This is a genomic window from Pseudomonas sp. AC247 (assembly GCF_979258015.1).
Genome location: NZ_OZ409829.1, coordinates 5,726,072 through 5,746,926, shown reverse-complemented (window position 1 = coordinate 5,746,926; position 20,855 = coordinate 5,726,072). Strand labels below are relative to the sequence as shown.

Genomic DNA, 20,855 nt, shown 5'->3' with positions numbered 1-20,855 from the left:
TTCCAAATGTAGGAGTGAGCCTGCTCGCGATGGGGCCCTGACTGACGACACGGATCTCCAAATCAGCCGTATGGAAGCCTGTTATGCGTTGCCTGTTGTTCGCCTGTCTGTTGCTCGGTTCCCTGCCTGCCTTTGCCCTGGATCGCTTTCAGGTCGAAGGCTATGCGCTGCCCAACGGTTTGCAGCTGATGCTCAAACCCGGCACCGAACGTGGGCATGTGGCGATTCGCTTGGTGGTCGGCGTCGGCCTTGATGATTTCGATTGCGCGGACAAAGAGCTGCCGCACCTGCTCGAACACTTGTTGTTCAGTGGTATCGACGCCACTGGCGAAGGTGGTTTAGAGGAACGCATGCAGGCACTGGGCGGTGACTGGAATGCCTTTACCAGCAACGCCGACACCACGTTCGTCATCGAAGCCCCGGCGAAGAACCAGCGCAAGGTGCTCGACCTGCTGCTCGACCTGCTGACGCAGACGCGCATCGACGACAACGCGATCAACGCCGCCAAACGCGTGGTCGAACGCGAGGACGGCGGCCATTACACGCGTCTGCAACGCTTCCTCGATCGCCAGGATCTCGGCCACACCGCGAGCAACCAGCTCGCCGTCGAGCTGGGCCTGAAATGCCCGCAACGCGCCGAAGTCGGTCACCTGACTCAGGAACAACTGGAGAAGGTGCGCAAGGCCTGGTACGCGCCGAACAACATGACGCTGATCGTCGTCGGCGAACTCGACAAGCTGCTGCCGGCCTACCTGGAACGCACCTGGGGCGCGCTCGAAGCGGTCGATCCGAGCGAGCATCGACCGCTGCCGGACATCCGCACCAGCGCGGCCCATGAACGCACCCTCACCCGTGGTTTCATCGGCGACAGCGCCAAGCTGCACTGGCTGGTGCCGGAACCGGTGATTGACGATCAGTACGACCAGACCTTCGACATCCTCAAGGATTATCTGGATTGGGCGCTGTATCGGCAGATCCGCCTCAATCATGGCTTGTCCTACGGGCCGTGGGCCGAGCGCGAAGTGTTCGGTGGTGTCGGTTTCATGAGCCTGAATGCCGATCTCGATCGTGATGACGTCGACGAAGCCATTCAGGTGCTGGAAGACCTCAAGGCCGATCTGCTGAAAAACGGCCTCGACCCGGACACCTTTGCGCGGATCAAACAGGCGTCCATCGCCCATCAGGCGTGGGCGGTGCAGGGTAATAGCGCGATGGCGGATTATTACTGGAGCGCGCTGGGCGATTACGAGGACGGCCGTTTTGCCAACCCGGCCCGCGAGCTGCAAGGGGTGACGCTGGAGGCGGCGAACAAAGCCATGCGCGAGTTGCTGCTGCAACCGGGGTATTTGCGGATCGAGAAGCCGTTGATCAGTGATGATCAGGTGTTGTGGTTGAGTGCGGGTGGAATCGGTGTGTTGCTGCTGATTCTGATCGGCTGGCGTTTGCACCACCGCCGCCGGCCGGCCGAACACTAACCCTGTAGGAGTGAGCCTGCTCGCGATAGCGGTCTTTCAGTCACCATTGCTTCGGCTGATACACCGCTATCGCGAGCAGGCTCACTCCTACAAGGGAATGCGTTGGTTTTAAGTGACCGGCAGCCTCGCCACATCGCCCGGCGGGCGCTACTCTGTCGAGGTTTTTTCCTATCCAGTTGTGAACCCCCGACATGCCGAAAATACAGCTCCTGATCCAGCGCATTCTCGAACTGATGAAGCGCTATCCCGGGGTCATTGCGCTTGGCGGTTTCATCTCCGGCGTCGGCAGTTTCATCATGGTCGACCGTCAGCAGGGGCTGGCGAGCTGGATCACGGTGATCATGCTGCTCAGCTGGATCTGGCTGATGCTGGAAAACACCCTCACCGGCCTCTTCACCCGCATCTTCAAACGCGAGATTCCCCAGCCGCTGCTGCGTTACGCGACGCAGATGATCCATCAGGAAAGCCTGTTTTTCGTCCTGCCGTTCTTCTTCATCACCACGACGTGGAACAGCGGCCAGTTGTTCTTCACCGGCCTGCTCAGCGTCGCGGCGCTGATCTCGATCGTCGATCCGCTCTACTACAAATGGCTGGCGCCACGGCGCTGGGCTTTTCTGGCGTTGCACACACTGACGTTGTTCGCCGCCCTGCTCACCGCGTTGCCGGTGATCATGCACCTGACCACGGCGCAGAGCTTCAAATGGGCGCTGGGCATTGCCGTGCTGTTGTCGTTCCCCAGCCTGGCGTCGATCTTCCCGATCCGCACGCTGCGCAACGCTTTGGCGATCCTGTGCATCACCGTCGGCATTGGCGGCGTCGGTTGGGCGCTGCGTTCGTGGGTGCCGCCGGCGACGCTGTGGATGACCGACGTGGCGATCAGCACGCAAATGCAGGATCGCACCCCCGGTGCCAGCCTCGACACGGTCAGCGCCGAGCAGATCCGCAACGGCGGGCTCTATGCCTACACCGCGATCAACGCGCCGCGCGGCCTTGATGAGCGGATTTATCACGTCTGGCAGTTCAACGGCAAAGAGGTCGACCGCATCGCCCTCGATATCCATGGCGGGCGCAAGGAAGGCTACCGGGCGTGGACGCACAAGCAGAATTTCCCTGGCAACCCGGCGGGCAAATGGCAGGTGCGGGTGCTGACCGAGGATGGCCAGGTGATCGGCGTGCTGCGTTTCGAAGTCACCGACAGCACAGCGATCAAAGAAAAGTAATCCGGTTCGTGCTATTACGTTAGTTCGCTTAGCAGACGAACAAGCACGGAGCTTATGACCAGCAGCTCGATCAGCGGCAATGCCCAACTGGACACGTCGATCAGCCCTGCCCGCCTGCGGGTCACCGGGGACTGGACGCTTGCCCATTACGCCGAGCTCAAGCAACTGAGCGAAAAGCTCCACGGCCAGTACGACGCCAATACCGAGATCGACCTCAATAGCCTCGGCGCCCTCGACACCGCGGGCGCTTCGCTGCTGGTCGAACTGCTCGGCTCCGAGCGCCTCGGTAAATCTGCCGAGCATCCTGATTGCACGATTTCCACCGCCGACCGCGCGCTGCTGCAGACCGTGTATCGCTCGATGACCGACTTCTGCGTGCCGATCAAGGAGCCGGAAATCAGCGTCAGCGTGCAGTTGCTGACGCGCATCGGCCGCGCTGTCGACACCATCTGGCAAGACACCCTGCAACTCCTCGGTTTCATCGGCCTGATCCTGGAAACCATCGCTCGCAGTCTGTTCCGGCCCAAGCGCTGGCGCATCACGCCAATGATCGCGCACATCGAACAGACCGGCCTCGACGCTGCACCCATCGTGGCGCTGCTGACCTTTCTGGTCGGCGCGGTGGTGGCGTTCCTCGGCGCGACAGTGCTGGCCAGTTTCGGCGCGACGATTTTTACCGTGGATCTGGTCGGTTTCTCGTTTTTGCGGGAATTCGGCGTGCTGCTCACGGCGATCCTCATGGCCGGGCGCACCGCCAGTGCCTTTACCGCGCAAATCGGCTCGATGAAGGCCAACGAAGAAATCGACGCAATCCGCACACTCGGCCTCGACCCGATGGAGCTGCTGGTGGTGCCGCGCGTGCTGGCGATGCTGGTGGCGCTGCCGATGCTGACCTTTCTCGCGATGCTCTGCGGGATCATCGGTGGCGGCGTGGTCTGCGCGGTGTCGCTGGATATCTCGCCGGCGATGTTCCTGACACTGTTGCAGTCGGACATCGGCGTTCAGCACTTTCTGGTCGGTTTGGTGAAGGCGCCGATCTTCGCCTTCATCATCGCCGCGATTGGTTGCCTGGAAGGCTTCAAGGTCAGCGGCAGCGCCGAGTCGGTCGGCGCGCACACGACGTCTGCCGTGGTGCAGTCGATTTTCGTGGTGATCGTGCTCGACGCGGTGGCCGCGCTGTTCTTCATGGAGATGGGCTGGTGAGTCGTCTACCCCGCGCGCCCTCGGAGGCGGTGATCGAAGTCCGTGGCCTGTGCAATCGCTTCGGCAGCCAGAGCGTGCACGAGAATCTCGATCTGGATTTGTACAAAGGCGAAATCCTCGCCGTGGTCGGCGGTTCCGGCAGCGGCAAATCGGTGCTGCTGCGCAGCATTGTCGGTTTGCGTCGGCCCAGCGAAGGCATCGTCAAAGTGTTCGGCAAGAACCTGCCGAGCCTGTCGGAGCACGAGCGTTCGATGGTTGAACGACGCTTCGGCGTGCTGTTTCAGAAAGGCGCGCTGTTTTCCTCCCTGACGGTCACCGAGAACGTCGCCCTGCCCCTCATTGAACACGCCGGCCTCAGCCGTAACGACGCCGAACATTTGGCCGCCGTGAAGCTGGCGTTGGCCGGGCTGCCATTGTCGGCGGCGGATAAATACCCGGCGTCGCTGTCCGGTGGCATGATCAAGCGCGCTGCTCTGGCGCGGGCTTTGGCGCTGGATCCGGACATTCTGTTCCTCGACGAACCCACCGCCGGCCTCGATCCGATTGGCGCGGCGCAGTTCGATCAATTGATCCTGACCCTGCGCGATGCGCTCGGCCTCAGCGTGTTTCTGGTGACCCACGACCTCGACACGCTCTACACCATCACCGACCGCGTCGCGGTGCTGGCGCAGAAGAAAGTCCTGGTCGCCGGCCCGATCGACGTCGTTTCGGAAACCGACGACGCGTGGATTCACGAATACTTCCACGGCCCGCGCGGTCGCTCGGCGCTGGACGCCGCCAAATTGCTCAACGAGGTCTGACATGGAAACCCGAGCGCATCATGTATTGATCGGCCTGTTTACCGTGATTGTGGTGGCAGGCGCCCTGCTCTTCGGCCTGTTCCTGGCCAAGTCCAGTGTCGACACCGAGTTCAAGGATTACGAGATTGTCTTCAGCGAGGCAGTCAGTGGCCTGTCCAAGGGCAGCCCGGTGCAGTACAGCGGGATCAAGGTCGGCGATGTGATCAATTTGCGCCTTGATCCGAAAGACCCACGGCGGGTGCTGGCGCGGATTCGTCTGGCCGGTGACACCCCGGTCAAGGAAGACACCCAGGCGAAACTGGCACTGGCCGGGATCACCGGCACGTCGATCATCCAGCTCAGCGGTGGTACGCCCGAAAGCCCGAAACTGACCGGCCATGACGGCAAACTGCCGCTGATTGTCGCCTCGCCTTCGCCGATTTCGCGTTTGCTCAATGACAGCAACGATTTGATGACCGGCATCAGCGCGCTGCTGCAGAACGCCAATCAGATGTTCTCCCCAGAGAACGTCGAGCGCGTCAGCAAGACCCTCGCCCATCTGGAGCAAACCACCGGCACCATCAACGATCAGCGCGGCGACATCAAACAGGCGATGCAGCAACTGGCGACCGTTGGCAAACAGGCCGGCAGCATGCTCGAACAGACTTCGCTGCTGATGCGCAACGCCAACGGCCTGATCAACGACCAAGGCAAGCAAGCACTGGGCAGTGCCGAGCAGGCAATGAAGTCGCTGGAGCAAAGCACCACGACCATCAGCACCTTGCTCAGCAAAAACGAAAACTCCCTCGACAACGGCATGCAGGGCCTCAATGGCCTGGCCCCGGCGATCCGCGAACTGCGCGAGACGCTGACTTCGTTGCGCGCCATTTCGCAACGCCTTGAGGCCAACCCCAGCGGCTATCTGCTGGGCCGTGACAAGAACAAGGAATTCACGCCATGAAGCTGACTCGCCTCGCCCTTCTCGCCGCCGGCATTTCCCTGATCAGCGCATGCTCGATTTTGCCCAAATCCGAGCCTTCGGATGTCTATCGCCTACCGACGGCACAGGCGCCCGCCTCGGCCAGTTCGGCGGCAGCACAGCATTGGTCGTTGCGACTGAACAAATGGCAGGCCAGTGAGGCTTTGAACAGGCCGACGATTGCGGTGATCCCGCAGGGTGACGTGATCAGCAGCTACAAGGGCTCACGCTGGAGCGATCCGGCGCCGGTGCTGGTGCGTAATCGTCTGCTGGATGGGTTTGCGCGTGATGGCCGGGTGACGTTGCTCAGTACCGATGACAGCAACTTTGCGGCGGATCTCGAATTGGGCGGGAGTTTGCAGGCGTTTCAGACCGAGTATCAGGGATCGCAGGCCAGCGTCGTGGTGCGGGTTGATGCGTTGCTGGTGCGCGGTTATGACCAGCGGATTCTGGCCAGTCGGCGCTTTGAAGAGCGTCAGCCTCTGAACGATGTGCAGGTGCCGGCGGTGGTCGCAGGCTTTGGCCAGGCCAGTGATCGCCTGACCGCCAAGGTCGTCGCGTGGGCCGTCGACCAAGGCCAGAAACTCGCTCCCCCAAAACCCTAAGCCCAACACAAAACCCCTGTAGGAGTGAGCCTGCTCGCGATAGCGGTGTATCAGTCACCGATGATGGCGATTGATAAACCGCTATCGCGAGCAGGCTCACTCCTACAGTTTTGATCTGTGGTTAGCCAAAGAACCAGTAGCAGACAAAGATAGCGCCAACGACGCCGGCAAACTCCGCCAGCAACGCACACCCCACCGCATGCCGCGCCCGCTGAATGCCCACCGCACCGAAATACACCGCCAACACATAGAACGTGGTCTCGGTACTGCCCTGGATCGTCGCGGCGACCAGCGCCGGGAAGCTGTCGACCCCCGAGGTCTTCATGGTCTCGATCAACATCGCTCGCGCCGCACTGCCGGAGAACGGTTTGACCATCGCCGTTGGCAACGCATCGACAAACCTCGTGTCCCAACCGGCCCACTCGACCAGATGACGAATGCCGTCCAGCCCGAAGTCCAGCGCCCCGGAAGCACGCAGTACGCCAACCGCACAAAGCATCGCCACCAGATACGGCAGCAGATTCTTCGCCACGTCGAAGCCTTCTTTGGCGCCTTCGACAAACGCCTCGTAAACCTTCACTTTCTTTAACGCGCCGATCAGCAAAAACAGCATGATCAACCCAAACAGCGTGAGATTGCCGAGGATCGACGACAATCCCGCCAAAGCCGTGGCGGAAAGCGTGCCGAGCAGTGCCATGAATCCACCGAGGATCAGCGCCCCGGGAATCAGATAAGCCAACACCACCGGATCCCAGATCCGCAGGCGCTGCATGAACGCCACCGAGAGGAAGCCGACAATCGTCGAGCAACTGGTCGCCAACAGAATCGGCAGGAACACCAGCGTCGGGTCCGGCGCGCCTTGCTGGGCGCGGTACATGAAGATCGTCACCGGCAGCAGGGTCAGGGAGGAGGCGTTGAGCACCAGGAAGAGGATTTGCGCGTTACTGGCGATGGTCGCGCTGGGATTGAGCTCCTGCAGCGCCTTCATGGCTTTCAGGCCGATCGGCGTCGCGGCGTTGTCGAGGCCGAGACCGTTGGCAGCGAAGTTCAGGGTGATCAGGCCAAGGGCAGGGTGACCCGCCGGGACTTCCGGCATCAGCCGCAAGAACAGCGGGCCGAGCACCTTGGCCAGCCATTCGACGATCCCGGCCTTCTCGGCGATGCGCAGAAAGCCCAGCCACAGGGTGAGGGTGCCGAACAGCAGCACCATGACTTCGACCGAGAGCTTGGCCATGGCGAAAATGCTCTCCACCATCGCCGCAAAGATCCCGGCGTTGCCGCCGATCAGCCACTGCGCCAGCGCCGACACGGCTGCCACGATGAAGAAGCCAAGCCACAGGCCATTAAGCATCAGTCAAATCCCCCGAAGAATGCCGCGAATGATAGCGGGGTCGCCAGAAACGACAAACCCCGGATTTCTCCGGGGTTCGTCTACAGGCTCGTGGCCCCAATCTCATGTAGGAGCTGCCGAAGGCTGCGATCTTTTGATTTTGTTTTTTTAAAGCAAGATCAACAGATCGCAGCCTGCGGCAGCTCCTACAGGGGTGTGTCAGTTTTTCGAGATTTCGCCCGCTGGCAGTTGGGTCTTGCTGCGCCAGTGCGGCAGGGAGTTCCAGTAGCGCTCGCCCTTGGCGTCGTCGTACATGCCTTCCCAACGTGCGATAACCAGTACGGCCAGCGCGTTGCCGATCACGTTCAGTGCGGTACGGGCCATGTCCATGACGCGGTCGACACCGGCGATGAACGCCAGGCCTTCCAGCGGAATACCAACGCTGCCCAAGGTAGCCAGCAGCACCACGAAGGACACGCCCGGAACACCGGCGATGCCTTTGGAGGTGACCATCAGGGTCAGCACCAGCAACAGTTGCTGGCTGATCGACAAGTCGATGCCATACAGCTGCGCGATGAAGATTGCCGCGATCGACTGATACAGAGTCGAGCCGTCGAGGTTGAACGAGTAACCGGTCGGTACCACGAAGCTGCAGATGGCTTTCGGTGCGCCGTAGGCTTCCATTTTCTCGATCACGCGCGGCAGCACGGTTTCCGAAGAAGCGGTGGAGTAGGCCAGCACCAGCTCATCCTTGAAGATGCGCATCAGCTTGAACACCGAGAAACCGAACAGCTTGGCGATCAGGCCCAGCACCACGAAGGCGAAGAAGGCGATGGCGAAGTAAACCAGGATCACCAGCTTGGCCAGCGGCACCAGCGAGGCGAAGCCGAAGTTGGCGACGGTCACCGCGATCAGGGCGAACACGCCGATTGGCGCATAGTTCATGATCATGTGGGTGACTTTGAACATGCTTTCCGAGACGCCCTGGAACATCTTCACCAGCGGCTCGCGCAGGTCCGACTGCAGGCTCGACAGACCGAGACCGAACAGCACGGAGAAGAAGATGATCGGCAGCATTTCGCCGCGGGCCATGGCCGCGAAGATGTTCGACGGGATCAGGTTAAGAATGGTCTCGATGAACGCGTGTTCATGCTGTACCTCGGCGGCAGTCGCCTGGTACTTGGAGATGTCCACGGTGCCCAGCGTGCTCATGTCGATGCCGGCACCCGGATGGAACAGGTTGGCCAGCAGCAGGCCGACGACGATGGCGATGGTGGTGACGATTTCGAAGTAGATAATCGTCTTCAGACCGATACGCCCGAGCTTCTTGGCGTCGCCCACGCCAGCAATGCCGACGATCAGGGAAGAGATGACGATCGGGATCACGATCATCTTGATCAGACGGATAAAGATATCGCCTGCCGGTTGCAGGACGTTGCTGATCCACCAGGCTTTTTCGGCACTGAAGTGGTTGAGCAACGCACCAATTGCAATACCCAAAACCAGACCGATGAGGATCTGCCAGGCGAGGCTAATTTTTGCCTTCTTCATTATCTTTACCCTTACTTGCGTTTGACTCAGGCACATGCAGGAACTGGAACGCTCTTTAGCGGAAAAGTCTGTGCATCTGCCTCCGTATAAGGTGCCCCGAAGCGCGTGTTTACGGCTCTTCGGCAGGCGAAAAAAGGCGCAACTATTCCGATGCAAGGTTGCGCCGTCTAATGCCGTAAACGCCTACCCTATGCCGAATCGGCATGAGCTTTTTTAATTGAAACTGGCGTCCCAACCGGTTCGATTGTGACATTTCGGCCGGCATAAGTGCCGTGAACCGGCCATCACAGCGTAGGTTGGTTATTTTTTGAACGAGAAAAATCAACGAAAAATTTAGGAAAAAGCCTACGTGGGAAGCCTAGAAGTCCCACTGTTTAAAAGGTTTCTTTGTCGATATACGGTCGCCAGGAAACACCGCGTAATGTTTTCGCGCGCAGTGTCGACGATAAAAAAGGCGAGCTGGACGCTCTGGATCAATGTTTTGCTGAAAAGGAAGCTCAACGCAAGTCCGTCGATCTGCTGTGAGTCGGCGAACCTGCGATGCAGCTTTTACTTGCCCTGACCCGGCCCTCGCGCAGGCACTCCCTGTACCCGTAGGTCACTCCGACCCTGTAACAGTCAGAACGTCCCGGCCCCTTGGTCATGCGCCGAGCCTCCTCGGATCGGTGCAATGGAAGGCAGCAGGGCTGCTGCCTTCATGTTCAATACCAGTTCGGATCTTTCTTCAGGGTTTCCATCAGCAGATCCTGCATGCCCTGATCGGGTTTGCCGAGGAAGCGGTAGGTGGCATGTCGCGTGGGCGACTTGTCGGCCGGCAGTCCTTCGGGCACATCGACGAGCATGGCGTAAGCGTCTTTCTTGTCGAAACTGAAGGCGACGATCAAACGGTGGTTGAGGCACTTGTCCGCAGATTCGCAGAGCGGCCCGACCAGATATTGATCGCCGTCTTCAGTCACGGCATTCATCTGTTGGTCTGGCGTGCCGGACAGGTTCATTACCCATTCCGGCAGGCGTTCTTCCTTCTTCACCACGCCTTCCCACGTTTCGCGATATTGCGGGTCGGAACTCAACAGTTCGTTGACCCGCGCCTGGCCATCGTTGGCCGCCATCGCCATGGCACTACCGCCCAGAAGCAGGGCGGCTGCCAGTGTTTTTAAAACAGTCATCGTTAACCTCGGCCGCGACGGCCAAAGAAGAAGGAAGCGATGAACATCACCAGGAACACGACAAAGAGAATCTTGGCGATACCCGTGGCGGTGCCCGCGATACCACCGAAGCCCAGTACTGCAGCGATGATGGCAATGATCAAGAATGTGATTGCCCAGCTCAACATGGTGATTCTCCTTACTTCTCTATTTAGGGATATTGCGTGTTCCGGCGCATCGCGCCTGAATCCGTTTGTTCAATCAGAAAACCCAGCGCTCTTCACGTGGCATTTGATCCAGTGGCTGCGCCTGGTCGACATCGACCATGCGCATCGTCGCGTTGTCATCCTGGACACTGCTGCTGACAGCGCTGAAATGACTCTGGGTAGCGTGCTGCATGGAAATCAGCGGTGCTTCCGGCTGCTGGCTGTTTTCCCAGCGCAGGTATTGCTGGCAAGCAATCAGGGTGATCAACAGCGCAAGTACGCCAAACAGAGCTTGTTGCAGATGCAGTGGCGAGATGCGTACTTGAGCGGCGCGTTGGCGAGTCATCCTGGGTTCCTCACTCTTATTCGGTTGGGGCAGTTCTGATCTGCCCGGGCTGAATGAGTTATTGCAGCCTGCATGCCAGTTTTTTCATTGAAAAATATTCAATAAAATCAATAACTTAAAAGAGATGCGAAAAGAGTCGGCGACGCATCCTGCACGATGGGTCGTCTGGGATCGTGCGCAATGCACGATTTTTTCGTAGGAGAATTCATTCTTATGGAATTGAGAGCAGGGCGCAGATGTCAGAAAAGGACGCAGGCAATGTCCTGTAAACCGCTGATTGTTTAAAAAACCAACAAAATCAACGTATTGGCCGTAATGGCAGGAGAGAGCTACCCTCCTATGGCTGGCATCGTTCAGAATCAACCATGCAACTTGCCCGATTTTTCCGGGACTAACCTCAGACCAATCACTATGGAGCGTAGGAAAAATGGAATCTGCCACTGAGCATCAAGGCCGCATTCTGCTGGTGGACGACGAATCCGCCATCCTGCGTACCTTCCGTTATTGCCTTGAAGACGAAGGCTATACGGTGGCTACCGCCAACAGCGCGGCTCAGGCCGACGCACTGCTGCAACGCCAGGTCTTCGATTTGTGCTTCCTTGATTTACGCCTGGGCGAAGACAACGGTCTCGATGTACTGGCGCAAATGCGCATTCAGGCACCGTGGATGCGCGTGGTGATCGTCACCGCGCATTCGGCTGTCGATACTGCGGTGGATGCTATTCAGGCGGGCGCCGCTGATTATCTGGTCAAGCCGTGCAGCCCTGATCAGCTGCGTCTGGCTACCGCCAAGCAGCTGGAAGTGCGTCAGTTGTCGGCGCGCCTCGAAGCGCTTGAAGGCGAGATCCGCAAACCGAAGGACGGTCTCGACTCCCACAGCCCGGCAATGAAAGTTGTCCTGGAAACCGCGCGCCAAGTCGCGGGCACCGACGCCAACATTCTTATCCTTGGTGAATCCGGCACCGGTAAAGGTGAGCTGGCCCGTGCGATTCACGGCTGGAGCAAGCGCGAGAAGAAATCCTGCGTGACCATCAACTGCCCGTCGCTGACCGCAGAGCTGATGGAAAGCGAGCTGTTCGGTCACAGCCGTGGTGCGTTTACCGGGGCCAGCGAAAGTACGCTGGGTCGAGTCAACCAGGCCGACGGCGGCACGCTGTTTCTCGACGAGATCGGCGATTTTCCGCTGACATTGCAGCCAAAGTTGCTGCGCTTCATTCAAGACAAGGAATACGAACGCGTAGGTGACCCGGTCACCCGTCGCGCCGACGTGCGTATTTTGGCGGCGACCAACCTCAATCTGGAGGACATGGTCCGTGACGGTCGTTTCCGTGAAGACCTGCTGTATCGCCTGAACGTCATTACCCTGCACCTGCCGCCGTTGCGCGAGCGTGCCGAGGACATCCTCACGCTGGCTGATCGCTTTCTGGCGCGCTTCGTTAAAGAGTACGCACGTCCGGCGCGTGGGTTCAGCGACGAGGCTCGCGAGGCACTGCTCGGCTACCGCTGGCCGGGCAACATTCGTGAGCTGCGCAACGTGGTCGAGCGCGCGAGCATCATCTGCCCGCAGGAGCGCGTGGAGATCAGCCATCTCGGCATGGCCGAGCAACCGGCCAACAACGCGCCTCGGGTCGGCGCCGCGCTGAGTCTGGACGAGTTGGAAAAAGCCCACATCGGCGCGGTTCTCGCCACCGCCGGCACCCTGGATCAAGCAGCGAAAACCCTCGGCATCGACGCCTCGACCCTGTATCGCAAGCGCAAGCAGTACAACCTGTGAGTGCCGGGCGATGAAACTGGCGATGAAGTTGCGCACGCGGTTGTTCCTGAGCATTTCCGCCTTGATCACCGTGGCCTTGCTCGGGTTGCTGCTCGGGCTGGTCAGCGTGATGCAGATGGCCGGTACACAGGAAACCACGCTGCGTAACAACTTCGTCACGCTCGATCTGGGCCTCAAGCTGAGACAAACTTTGGGTGATCAACTGGTCATCATGCTTGCCGAAGAACCCGATCCGGTCGCGTTCGAGGCGTCCAAGCAGCAATACCTCAAGTTGCTCGATGACGGTATCGCCCAAGAGCACATCGGCGATGGTCGCCAGTATGGTTTCAGTCAGGCCAAGGCTGATTACCTGAGTTTTCTTCAGGCCTTCGATGTGTCCCGTGACCCGGCGACGGCGTTGAGCAGCAACGCCAATCTCAGGGAGCGCTTCAACACGCTGCGTAACGGGTTGATCACCGAACACAAGCATGCGCTGGACAACATCAACGCGGTCCAGCATCAAGCGCGCGACCGTGCACTGTTGATCGCCGGCCTGCTCGGGCTGGTAGGGCTGGCGGTGTTGATCATCGGTTTCGTCACCGCGCACGGTATCGCTCGACGCTTCGGTGTGCCGATCGAAGTCTTGGCGAAAGCGGCGGACAACATTGGTCAGGGCAACTATGAAGTGACCCTGCCGATTTCCTCGGCGATGGAAGTGAACCTGTTGTCGCGTCGCTTCGGTTTGATGGCCGAAGCGCTGCGTGAGCACCAGGCCACCAACGTCGACGAGCTGCTGGCCGGCCAGCAGCGTCTGCAGGCGGTGCTCGACAGCATCGACGATGGTCTGCTGATGATTGACCGCGAAGGTCACCTGGAGCACCTCAACCCGGTGGCTCAACGCCAGTTGGGTTGGGACGATGATCGACTCGGCCAGGGTCTGGGCGCGGCGCTTGAGCGGCCGGAGCTGGATGCGCAGCTGCAACTGGTGCTGCGCGGCGGCACGCTGGAGCGCGCGCCGGAGGATTTGAGCATTGAGGTCGACGGCGAATCGCGCCTGCTGACTTACAGCCTGACGCCGGTCAGCCACACACAAGGTCATATCCTCGGCGCGGTGATGGTTTTGCACGACGTCACCGAGCAGCGCGCGTTCGAGCGGGTGCGCAGCGAGTTCGTCCTGCGCGCGTCCCATGAGCTGCGCACGCCGGTCACCGGCATGCACATGGCGTTCGGCCTGTTCCGCGAGCGGGCGAAGTTTCCGGCGGAGTCACGCGAGGCTGATCTGCTCGATACCGTGAATGAGGAAATGCAGCGCCTGATGCAGTTGATCAACGACTTGCTGAATTTCTCGCGCTACCAGAACGGTTTGCAGAAACTCACGCTGGCACCGTGCTCCATCGAAGATCTGCTGGCGCAGGCCCAGCTGCGTTTCGCCGAGTCGGCGGCGGCCAAAGGCATCGCCCTGGAGGTCGAAGTGCAAGGCCCGCTGCCGCGTTTGCAGGCGGATCAGGCGCAGCTCGACCGCGTGCTCGACAACCTGATCGACAACGCCCTGCGCCATACCGCCCGCGACGGATTGATTCGTCTGCAGGCGCGGCGACACGGCGAGCGGGTGATCATCAGCGTCGAGGACAATGGCGAAGGCATTGCCTACGGCCAGCAGGGGCGGATCTTCGAGCCCTTCGTCCAGGTCGGGCGCAAGAAGGGTGGAGCCGGGCTCGGCTTGGCGCTGTGCAAGGAAATCGTCCAGTTGCATGGCGGGCGCATGGGCGTGTATTCGCGGCCGGGGCAGGGCACGCAGTTCTATATGGCGTTAGCCGTTTAGGCTTCGTCGTCCATGCGCCGACCGGCGAGCCGGCGGCCGCGCGTGATCAGTTCGATGAACTGCACCGCGCTCAGCGCATGGGCGAACAGCCAGCCCTGACCGAACTTCACGCCTTCGCTGCTGAGCAATTGCGCTTGTGATTCCAGTTCGATGCCTTCGGCAATCACCTTCAGGTCCAGCGCTTGCGCCATGTGAATGATGTGCGGGGCGACGCCGCTGCTGGCGGCGTCATGGCCGAGGGCGTCGATAAACGCCTTGTCGATTTTCAGGCAGTCCACCGGCAGGGTCTGCAGGTAGGCGAGGCTGCAATAGCCGGTGCCGAAATCGTCGATCAGCACCTGATGGCCAACATCACGCAGGGCTTGCAGGTTTTCCCGCGCGACCACCACATCAATCAAACCGCGTTCAGTGACCTCGAAGGCAATCTGTCGTGCGGCGACCCGGTGCAAGGTCAGCAAGCGCGCCATGACCTGGCCGATGCGCGGCACCATGACGTCGCACGCCGCCAGGTTCACCGAGATATACAGTTGTGGGTTGGCGCGCAATACCGGGCCCAACTGCTCGAGCAAACGCTGCAGGACAAAGTCGGTCATTTGCCGAATCTGCCCGGTGTTTTCCGCCATCGGGATAAACAGGTCGGGGCTGGTCAGCGTGCCGTCCGGGCGGCGCCAGCGCAGCAGGGCTTCGGCACCGACGCAGTTGCGGCTGTCGAGGTCGAAGATCGGTTGATAAAGCACCTGCAACTCGCCGCGGCGGATCGCGCCGTGAAGCTCGGCATCCAATGATTGCCGCTGGCGCACCAGCAGGAAGGTGAGAAAGCCGACAATGGCACCGGCCACCAGGCAGACCGGAATCATCCACCACCAAATGGTGGGGATGTGCATGCCGGTGCGCGGCGTGATCAACACCAGCTGATATTCCGGGTTGTCTGTGGGCATGCGGTAGATCAGTCGCGTTTGCGTGACTTGCAGGGCATCGCGACCTTTCGGTGGCCAGTTTGCCGTCGGCGGCCAGTCCTGCTCGGTACCCAGTACCGGGATTGCCCGGGAGCCATGGTCGAGCACCACCAACAGGCTGCTGCCAGGCGACAGGTCGACCATGTCGGTCAAATGGCCGCGCGAGGTGGCCACACGAAAATTTCCCCGACCAAGCATCAGCGCGGCGCGGTTCTCGTCGGGTTCGGTGGTGGTGTTCAGCCAGTAGCTGTAGGTCGGGCCTTTGATGTCTGGTGCGCGGACAACCGATAAGCCTTCCTGGCGCGGCCGGTTCGAACAGATCCGCGAGGCGTCCATATAAGCGGCTTCGTAAACGAAGCGATAGTTGAAGGTGACTTGTTGCAGGGTGGCGATCATTTCGTCGTCGCAACTGCGCAACGGTTGCGCTTCGAGGTCGTCGAGACTTTCGCGCAACTGGCCGAACAATTGTTCGAGGCGAGCGAGGAAACGTTCGCCTTGCGCGTTCATTTCCCGGCTCTCGTTTTGCTCCACCTGATGCATCGCCACGAACATTGCGCCGGCGATCAGCAGGCAGGCACTGAGGACAGCCGCGATCATCGCCAAAAACCAGGGGCGATAAAACCAGCTACGCAGCGTCTCTCGGGTAGCAACCATCATGGAATATCCGAAGAATTACCAATGAGTTATAGCTGCTGATTGCAATTTCGCCCTGACCGTCGGGCGGGCGTCATTATTTTGTCTGATTGAGCACCAACAACAGCGCTGCCGTTTGCGCATCCGGCGTACCGTCGAAGCGCGAAGGCCGGAAGTGCATCTGGAAAGCGGCAAGGACGTGGCGAGTGGCGACGTCGAGTTCGCCGGTCTGCGGCGTGTCGTAGCCAAGGTGCGCCAGTTGCGCCTGGAACCAGCTGACGCTCGGCAGTTCGCTGTTGTTGAACACTGCCTGTTGGCGTGCCACGGCTTGCTCGTTGGGCCACACGCCAAGGCCTTCAGCGGCAAGGCGCTGCCACGGGAACAGCGGGCCTGGATCGAGCTTGCGCAGCGGCGCGATGTCGCTGTGGCCGATAATGTGGCGCGGGCTGATGCCGTTGCGTTTGCTGATGTCCTTGAGCAGGGCGATCAACGATTGAATCTGTGCTTCGCTGTATGGATACCACAGGCGCCCGGTCGGGGTGTCCTTGAAGCCCGGATTGACGATTTCGATGCCGATCGAGCTGGAGTTGAGCCAGGTGCGGCCCTGCCATTGGCTTTCGCCGGCGTGCCAGGCGCGCTGGTTTTCATCCATCAGTTTGTAGACGGTGGCGCTCTTGTCGTCGCCGATCAGGTAATGGCTGCTGACTTCGCCGTGGGTCAGCAATTGCAGCGAACGCTCCAGCGATGTCGAGGTGTAGTGGACGATCACAAACTGGATGCGGCTATCGTAATTGGCCGAAGGGTGGCTGGTGTCATAACGCGGGCTGCTGGCGCAACCGGCCAGAACGAGCAGCGAAGCGAGGAGGGCAAAGAATTTCATGGCAGAGGACAATACACGCAAGACAGTAATGCAACAGTGTAACGTACTGCCTTGCGTCTCGACGGTCAGCGGGCGGATTTAAACAAAATGGAACACATTGCTTAGCCCAGCTCGACCCGGTTGCGCCCTGCATTTTTCGCGCGGTACAGCGCCTGATCGGCTCTTTTCAGCACCAGATCGCTGTGTTCTCCCGCTCGGAAGGACGCCAATCCCATGGAAATGGTGATGGTCACGCGTTCGCCCTTGAAGTGGAACGGGCAAGCTTCGATGGCCGCGCGCAGGGTTTCCAGCAGCTTGGCACCGACTGCCGGTGGCGTGGCCGGCAGCAACAGCACGAACTCTTCACCGCCGAAACGGGCAATGAAGTCAGTGCCGCGCAGGCGCTTGCGCAGCACGGTGGCGATAATCTTCAACACTTTGTCACCGGCCAGATGACCGTAGTTGTCGTTGATGCGCTTGAAGTGATCAAGGTCGAGCATCGCCAGGCTCAAGGTATTGCCGTGTTGTTGCCACTGCTTGATTTCATGCTCAAGGCGCTCGCTCCATGCGGCGCGGTTGGGCAAGCCGGTGAGCGGGTCGATCAGGGCTTTCTGCCGTTGCACTTCAAGGTGCTCGCGGAAACCCTGGGCTTCCTGTTCCATGTGCGCCACGCGTTCGGACAGGCTTTTAAGCCGTGTCGCGACTTCCTGTTCACGGGCATCGCGCTGTTTCTGGTGTTGATCCATGGTGCCGAGCAGGCCTTCGAGGTGATTCTCCAGGACTTGCTTGAGGTCATCCAGATCGGCGGCTTCCTGCACGCTGGTCTGCAAACCGTCGACCTGCTCGCGAATTTGCGTGTCCATTGCCCGCGCCGCCGAGCTGTTGTCGGCATGGCCTTCACTGGCGGCCTGCAGGTTGCTCTGGAACGCTTCGAGGCGTTCGTTGAGCTGTTGCAGATAGACTTCGAATTCGTGTTGACCGCTGTCGGTAATCGCCAGCATCAAAGTGGCAAGATCGTCGAGGATCGGGATCAGTTCGTACCAGTTCAACCCGTGTTGCAAACGTTCGCGCATGGCCTCGGCTTGCGGGCGGTGGCGTTCGGGCAAGGTCAGGTCGTCGAGCAGGCCGATCAGGGTGTCTTCGATGTGCTTAGCCACGGAGCTGTAGGACGGCTCCGGGGAATCCGGCAGGGCGAACAGGATGTCGTGCTCGGATTGCTCCGGGTCGATGGCCGCCAATGCCTGCGCGATAGGTTCGGGCAGCGGCAGGCTGTCGAGAATCAGCGGAACGGGATCGCCGGGGTGGATCAATTCGTCCGGATTGAAGGGGGCGGGTGCAATCGCCGCCGGCGCCTGCGCGAAAACTGGTTCCAGTTCGGGCTCCAGAGGCAGGGCTTCGGTCTCGGCCGGGGTGCTGGGCGCTTCGTTGAGCACGGTCGGCGGGACGAAGGCAACCACTGGCGGTTGCGTTGAAGTCTCGGGTGCGGGTGTCGCTGGTTCGATGGCTGGTGCAGTTTGCTGAACGGGCGGCGTCGTTGTAATCACCGGTTCAGTAGCTGCGACGGGGGTCGTCTGCTCGGGCACTGTATCGGCTTGCGGCGCAACGGGTGAGGGCGCCGCCGGCACGGACGCGGCCGCCGGAGCTGGTGGTGCTTCTGGCGTTGGGGCGGGCGTTTCTTCGTTTTCCCGGCTGCCAAACAGTCGCTGCAACAATCCCGGACGCCCCGGCTCAGCTGGCGTTTCCAGCTGGCTCAACGCCTTGCCCTGCAAGCCACTCAGTTCGCTGAGCAGCAGCGGCATCTCGCGCGCCTGGCCGACGCGGCCATCCAGTTGTTTGGCGAATTTCTTCAGCGGTTGCGCCACTTCCCGGGGCAACGGCAAGGCCTGCAACTGAGCCACCAGTGAGGTCAGCGCCGTGCTGACCTGATCGATGCGGGTTTCGCGGCGCTGCTCGGAGTCGAGCACGGCTTTTTCCAGGCGCGGCAACAGGGCGGCGAGGCCGGCATCCATGTCGTCGGTGCGCACAACGTCGCGCATCTCTTTCATGCACTGATCGACGACCTTGTCGGTGCCTTCGGCCGCCAGCGTGCTGCGCACCAGCCCGCGACGCAGCAAATCGAGCCTGGCGGCCCAGCGCCGTTCGAGCTTGTCCTGCTGTTCGATGCTTTTGAGGTACTTCTCTTTCCAGCGCTGGGCGTCGTCGCTCATTCAGGGGTTCCGCGAGGGTCAGGACTCAACGCGGGCAATGCATCAGCCGTGAGCGAACCCGGCAGACGAATCTCTACCGCGACCGGCAGGTGATCGGAAATCGGTTGGGCCAGCACTTCGACTCTTTCCAGGGTCAGGGTCGGGCTGAGCAAAATATGATCAAGGCAACGCTGCGGGCGCCAGCTGGGGAACGTCGCTTCCAGCTGTGGGGCCAGCAGGCCAAGATCGCGTAACGGTGAGTGTTGTAGCAGATCGCTGGCGTGGGTGTTCATGTCGCCCATCAACACCTGGTGTTTGTAACCACCGATCAGTTCACGAATATAGGCCAGTTGCAGGCTGCGCGTTCGCGCGCCGAGGGCCAGGTGCATCATCACCACCACCAGTGCCTCCGGACCTTCGCCGAAACGCAGCAGAATCGCGCCACGACCTTTCGGGCCGGGCAAGGGATGATCCTCGATCGCCCACGGCTTCAGGCGACTGAGCACGCCATTGCTGTGCTGGGCCAGTCGACCGAGGTTGCGATTGAGTTGTTGATACCAGTAGGGGAAGGCGCCGAGGTGGGCCAAGTGTTCGACCTGATTGACGTAGCCCGAACGCAGGCTGCCGCCATCGGCTTCCTGCAGGGCGACCAGATCGAAGTCGCCGAGCAGATCGCCGATCTTTTGCAGATTGCCCGAGCGCCCATTGTGCGGCAGCAGATGCTGCCAGCTGCGCGTCAGGTAATGTCGATAACGCTCGGTGCTGATGCCGACCTGGATATTGAAACTGAGCAGGCGCAGACGCTGGTCCGCGGGCAGGCCCGTTGACGCCAGGTGATGCTCGTTGACCTGCGGATCATGCAGGCCAACGAGGCGTTCAGACTTCCAGCGGCGCATGGCGGTTGCCGCGCTTAGTTGGCAGCAGCCTTGGTTGCCGCTCGCTCTTTGGCGACCAGTTGATCAGCCAGTTGCAGCGCTTGTTCGGCACCACCGGCAGAGCCGATGTCGAAGCGGTACTTGCCGTTGACGATCATGGTTGGCACCCCGGTGATTTCATACTTCTTGGCCAGTTCACGCGCCTTGACGATCTGACCTTTGATGGCGAACGAGTCGAAGGTGGCGAGGAACTTGTCCTTGTCCACGCCTTGGGTGGCGAGGAAGTCAGCCATGTCGTTCTTGTCGGTCAGCTTTTTGTGTTGTTTCTGGATGGCTTCGAAAACCGCCGCGTGAACCTTGTGCTCGACACCCATGGCTTCCAGGGTCAGGAACATCTGGCCGTGAGCGTCCCACGGGCCGCCGAACATCGCCGGAATACGCACGAAATTGACGTCCTTGGGCAGTTTTTCAACCCACGGGTTGATCACTGGCTCAAAGGCGTAGCAGTGCGGGCAGCCGTACCAGAACAGCTCGACCACTTCGATCTTGCCAGGCTCTGCAACCGGAACCGGGTTGGCCAGTTCCACGTAAGGGGCGGCAGGGGCTTCGGCGGCTTGAGCGGTCACGCCGAACAGGCTGGCAGCGACGAGAGCGGCGCTGATGATCAGATTACGCATGCTTTACTCCTGGACAATTTTGGTCGCCTCGCGCGACCTGTTTTCAGACAGATCCTGGCGGGCATGAGTTCTGTAGTGTAACGGCAGCGGCCACAAAAAAGGGCGGCCAAAGCCACCCTTTTTATACTTGCTGCGACGGATTAATCGAGCGTTAACATTGCCGGAGATATCAACTCCTGCATTGAATCACGCAACACCCCTGTAGGAGCTGCCGAAGGCTGCGATCTTTTGATCTTCAGCCCCGCTCAACGCCTG

General features: G+C 60.4%; 18 protein-coding genes. 8 read left to right on the top strand and 10 right to left on the bottom strand.

The genetic code is table 11. The annotated features are described in order from the left end of the window. Window positions 1–83 precede the first annotated feature (83 nt). The 6 genes from ACZZ0B_RS26020 to ACZZ0B_RS25995 all read left to right on the top strand — a co-directional run bounded on the left by ACZZ0B_RS26020 (window position 84) and on the right by ACZZ0B_RS25995 (window position 6,261). Window positions 84–1,475, top strand: a complete 1,392-nt coding sequence (locus ACZZ0B_RS26020) for a M16 family metallopeptidase (RefSeq protein WP_463546551.1) — start codon at window positions 84–86, stop codon at window positions 1,473–1,475. Between the two features lie 191 nt (window positions 1,476–1,666). Then, window positions 1,667–2,695, top strand: a complete 1,029-nt coding sequence (locus ACZZ0B_RS26015; RefSeq protein ID WP_463546550.1) for a DUF5924 family protein — start codon at window positions 1,667–1,669, stop codon at window positions 2,693–2,695. 54 nt (window positions 2,696–2,749) lie between these two features. Continuing rightward, window positions 2,750–3,898 (top strand): ABC transporter permease, encoded by a 1,149-nt coding sequence (locus tag ACZZ0B_RS26010; RefSeq protein ID WP_158832328.1) that lies wholly within the window; start codon window positions 2,750–2,752, stop codon window positions 3,896–3,898. Further along, entirely contained in the window at window positions 3,895–4,698 is an 804-nt protein-coding gene (locus ACZZ0B_RS26005; protein WP_463546549.1) for an ABC transporter ATP-binding protein, read from the top strand. Before ACZZ0B_RS26010 ends, ACZZ0B_RS26005 begins: the two co-directional genes overlap by 4 nt. Before the next feature lies 1 nt (window position 4,699). Next, entirely contained in the window at window positions 4,700–5,638 is a 939-nt protein-coding gene (locus ACZZ0B_RS26000; RefSeq protein WP_463546548.1) for an MlaD family protein, read from the top strand. After that, complete coding sequence (locus ACZZ0B_RS25995; protein ID WP_463546547.1) at window positions 5,635–6,261, top strand: ABC-type transport auxiliary lipoprotein family protein; 627 nt, start codon at window positions 5,635–5,637, stop codon at window positions 6,259–6,261. The genes ACZZ0B_RS26000 and ACZZ0B_RS25995 overlap by 4 nt, the downstream gene beginning before the upstream one ends. A 121-nt stretch (window positions 6,262–6,382) precedes the next feature. Here ACZZ0B_RS25995 and ACZZ0B_RS25990 read toward each other — a convergent pair whose 3' ends face one another. The 5 genes from ACZZ0B_RS25990 to ACZZ0B_RS25970 all read right to left on the bottom strand — a co-directional run bounded on the left by ACZZ0B_RS25990 (window position 6,383) and on the right by ACZZ0B_RS25970 (window position 10,839). Then, window positions 6,383–7,612, bottom strand: a complete 1,230-nt coding sequence (locus ACZZ0B_RS25990) for a nucleoside recognition domain-containing protein (RefSeq protein ID WP_007911793.1) — start codon at window positions 7,610–7,612, stop codon at window positions 6,383–6,385. Between the two features lie 198 nt (window positions 7,613–7,810). Further along, on the bottom strand, window positions 7,811–9,142 hold the full coding sequence (gene gltP, locus ACZZ0B_RS25985; protein WP_463546546.1) for a glutamate/aspartate:proton symporter GltP: 1,332 nt from the start codon (window positions 9,140–9,142) through the stop codon (window positions 7,811–7,813). Between the two features lie 701 nt (window positions 9,143–9,843). Then, a complete protein-coding gene (locus ACZZ0B_RS25980) occupies window positions 9,844–10,308 on the bottom strand; it encodes an inhibitor of vertebrate lysozyme family protein (RefSeq protein ID WP_008081255.1) in 465 nt (154 codons plus the stop codon). A 2-nt stretch (window positions 10,309–10,310) separates the two neighbouring features. Continuing rightward, window positions 10,311–10,475, bottom strand: a complete 165-nt coding sequence (locus ACZZ0B_RS25975; protein ID WP_003177151.1) for a DUF1328 domain-containing protein — start codon at window positions 10,473–10,475, stop codon at window positions 10,311–10,313. A gap of 73 nt (window positions 10,476–10,548) precedes the next feature. Next, complete coding sequence (locus ACZZ0B_RS25970; RefSeq protein ID WP_008081254.1) at window positions 10,549–10,839, bottom strand: hypothetical protein; 291 nt, start codon at window positions 10,837–10,839, stop codon at window positions 10,549–10,551. A gap of 427 nt (window positions 10,840–11,266) precedes the next feature. Here ACZZ0B_RS25970 and algB point away from each other — a divergent pair, with 427 nt between their 5' ends. Together algB and ACZZ0B_RS25960 are read left to right on the top strand one after the other, a co-directional pair. Then, window positions 11,267–12,613, top strand: coding sequence for a sigma-54-dependent response regulator transcription factor AlgB (gene algB, locus ACZZ0B_RS25965; RefSeq protein ID WP_007954049.1), 1,347 nt, complete (start codon window positions 11,267–11,269; stop codon window positions 12,611–12,613). A gap of 10 nt (window positions 12,614–12,623) precedes the next feature. Then, window positions 12,624–14,414, top strand: a complete 1,791-nt coding sequence (locus tag ACZZ0B_RS25960; RefSeq protein WP_008081252.1) for a KinB sensor domain-containing domain — start codon at window positions 12,624–12,626, stop codon at window positions 14,412–14,414. Here the strand turns inward: ACZZ0B_RS25960 and ACZZ0B_RS25955 are convergent. The 5 genes from ACZZ0B_RS25955 to dsbA all read right to left on the bottom strand — a co-directional run bounded on the left by ACZZ0B_RS25955 (window position 14,411) and on the right by dsbA (window position 20,600). Further along, a complete protein-coding gene (locus tag ACZZ0B_RS25955) occupies window positions 14,411–16,024 on the bottom strand; it encodes an EAL domain-containing protein (protein ID WP_177323312.1) in 1,614 nt (537 codons plus the stop codon). The two genes, ACZZ0B_RS25960 and ACZZ0B_RS25955, sit on opposite strands and share 4 nt — an antisense overlap. A gap of 76 nt (window positions 16,025–16,100) precedes the next feature. After that, on the bottom strand, window positions 16,101–16,883 hold the full coding sequence (locus ACZZ0B_RS25950; RefSeq protein WP_463546545.1) for an N-acetylmuramoyl-L-alanine amidase: 783 nt from the start codon (window positions 16,881–16,883) through the stop codon (window positions 16,101–16,103). Window positions 16,884–16,984: 101 nt separating this feature from the next. Continuing rightward, the gene (locus tag ACZZ0B_RS25945; protein ID WP_463546544.1) at window positions 16,985–19,069 is read right to left on the bottom strand and encodes a GGDEF domain-containing protein; all 2,085 of its coding nucleotides are present in this window, start codon (window positions 19,067–19,069) and stop codon (window positions 16,985–16,987) included. Then, window positions 19,066–19,944: an endonuclease/exonuclease/phosphatase family protein gene (locus ACZZ0B_RS25940; protein WP_463546543.1), complete on the bottom strand. Its 879-nt coding sequence runs from the start codon at window positions 19,942–19,944 to the stop codon at window positions 19,066–19,068. The genes ACZZ0B_RS25945 and ACZZ0B_RS25940 overlap by 4 nt, the downstream gene beginning before the upstream one ends. 14 nt (window positions 19,945–19,958) lie before the next feature. Then, window positions 19,959–20,600: a thiol:disulfide interchange protein DsbA gene (gene dsbA / locus ACZZ0B_RS25935; protein ID WP_008081242.1), complete on the bottom strand. Its 642-nt coding sequence runs from the start codon at window positions 20,598–20,600 to the stop codon at window positions 19,959–19,961. Between the last annotated feature and the right edge of the window lie 255 nt (window positions 20,601–20,855).

Bases quoted from the DNA above. Each gene is read 5' to 3' on its own strand.
- algB (WP_007954049.1), top strand. From the start codon at position 11,267: ATGGAATCTGCCACTGAGCATCAAGGCCGCATTCTGCTGGTGGACGAC.
- ACZZ0B_RS25975 (WP_003177151.1), bottom strand. From the start codon at position 10,475: ATGTTGAGCTGGGCAATCACATTCTTGATCATTGCCATCATCGCTGCA.
- ACZZ0B_RS26020 (WP_463546551.1), top strand. From the start codon at position 84: ATGCGTTGCCTGTTGTTCGCCTGTCTGTTGCTCGGTTCCCTGCCTGCC.
- ACZZ0B_RS25970 (WP_008081254.1), bottom strand. From the start codon at position 10,839: ATGACTCGCCAACGCGCCGCTCAAGTACGCATCTCGCCACTGCATCTG.
- ACZZ0B_RS26015 (WP_463546550.1), top strand. From the start codon at position 1,667: ATGCCGAAAATACAGCTCCTGATCCAGCGCATTCTCGAACTGATGAAG.
- ACZZ0B_RS25955 (WP_177323312.1), bottom strand. From the start codon at position 16,024: ATGGTTGCTACCCGAGAGACGCTGCGTAGCTGGTTTTATCGCCCCTGG.
- ACZZ0B_RS26000 (WP_463546548.1), top strand. From the start codon at position 4,700: ATGGAAACCCGAGCGCATCATGTATTGATCGGCCTGTTTACCGTGATT.
- ACZZ0B_RS25980 (WP_008081255.1), bottom strand. From the start codon at position 10,308: ATGACTGTTTTAAAAACACTGGCAGCCGCCCTGCTTCTGGGCGGTAGT.
- ACZZ0B_RS26010 (WP_158832328.1), top strand. From the start codon at position 2,750: ATGACCAGCAGCTCGATCAGCGGCAATGCCCAACTGGACACGTCGATC.
- ACZZ0B_RS25960 (WP_008081252.1), top strand. From the start codon at position 12,624: ATGAAACTGGCGATGAAGTTGCGCACGCGGTTGTTCCTGAGCATTTCC.
- ACZZ0B_RS25995 (WP_463546547.1), top strand. From the start codon at position 5,635: ATGAAGCTGACTCGCCTCGCCCTTCTCGCCGCCGGCATTTCCCTGATC.
- ACZZ0B_RS25950 (WP_463546545.1), bottom strand. From the start codon at position 16,883: ATGAAATTCTTTGCCCTCCTCGCTTCGCTGCTCGTTCTGGCCGGTTGC.
- ACZZ0B_RS25945 (WP_463546544.1), bottom strand. From the start codon at position 19,069: ATGAGCGACGACGCCCAGCGCTGGAAAGAGAAGTACCTCAAAAGCATC.
- dsbA (WP_008081242.1), bottom strand. From the start codon at position 20,600: ATGCGTAATCTGATCATCAGCGCCGCTCTCGTCGCTGCCAGCCTGTTC.
- ACZZ0B_RS25940 (WP_463546543.1), bottom strand. From the start codon at position 19,944: ATGCGCCGCTGGAAGTCTGAACGCCTCGTTGGCCTGCATGATCCGCAG.
- ACZZ0B_RS25990 (WP_007911793.1), bottom strand. From the start codon at position 7,612: ATGCTTAATGGCCTGTGGCTTGGCTTCTTCATCGTGGCAGCCGTGTCG.
- gltP (WP_463546546.1), bottom strand. From the start codon at position 9,142: ATGAAGAAGGCAAAAATTAGCCTCGCCTGGCAGATCCTCATCGGTCTG.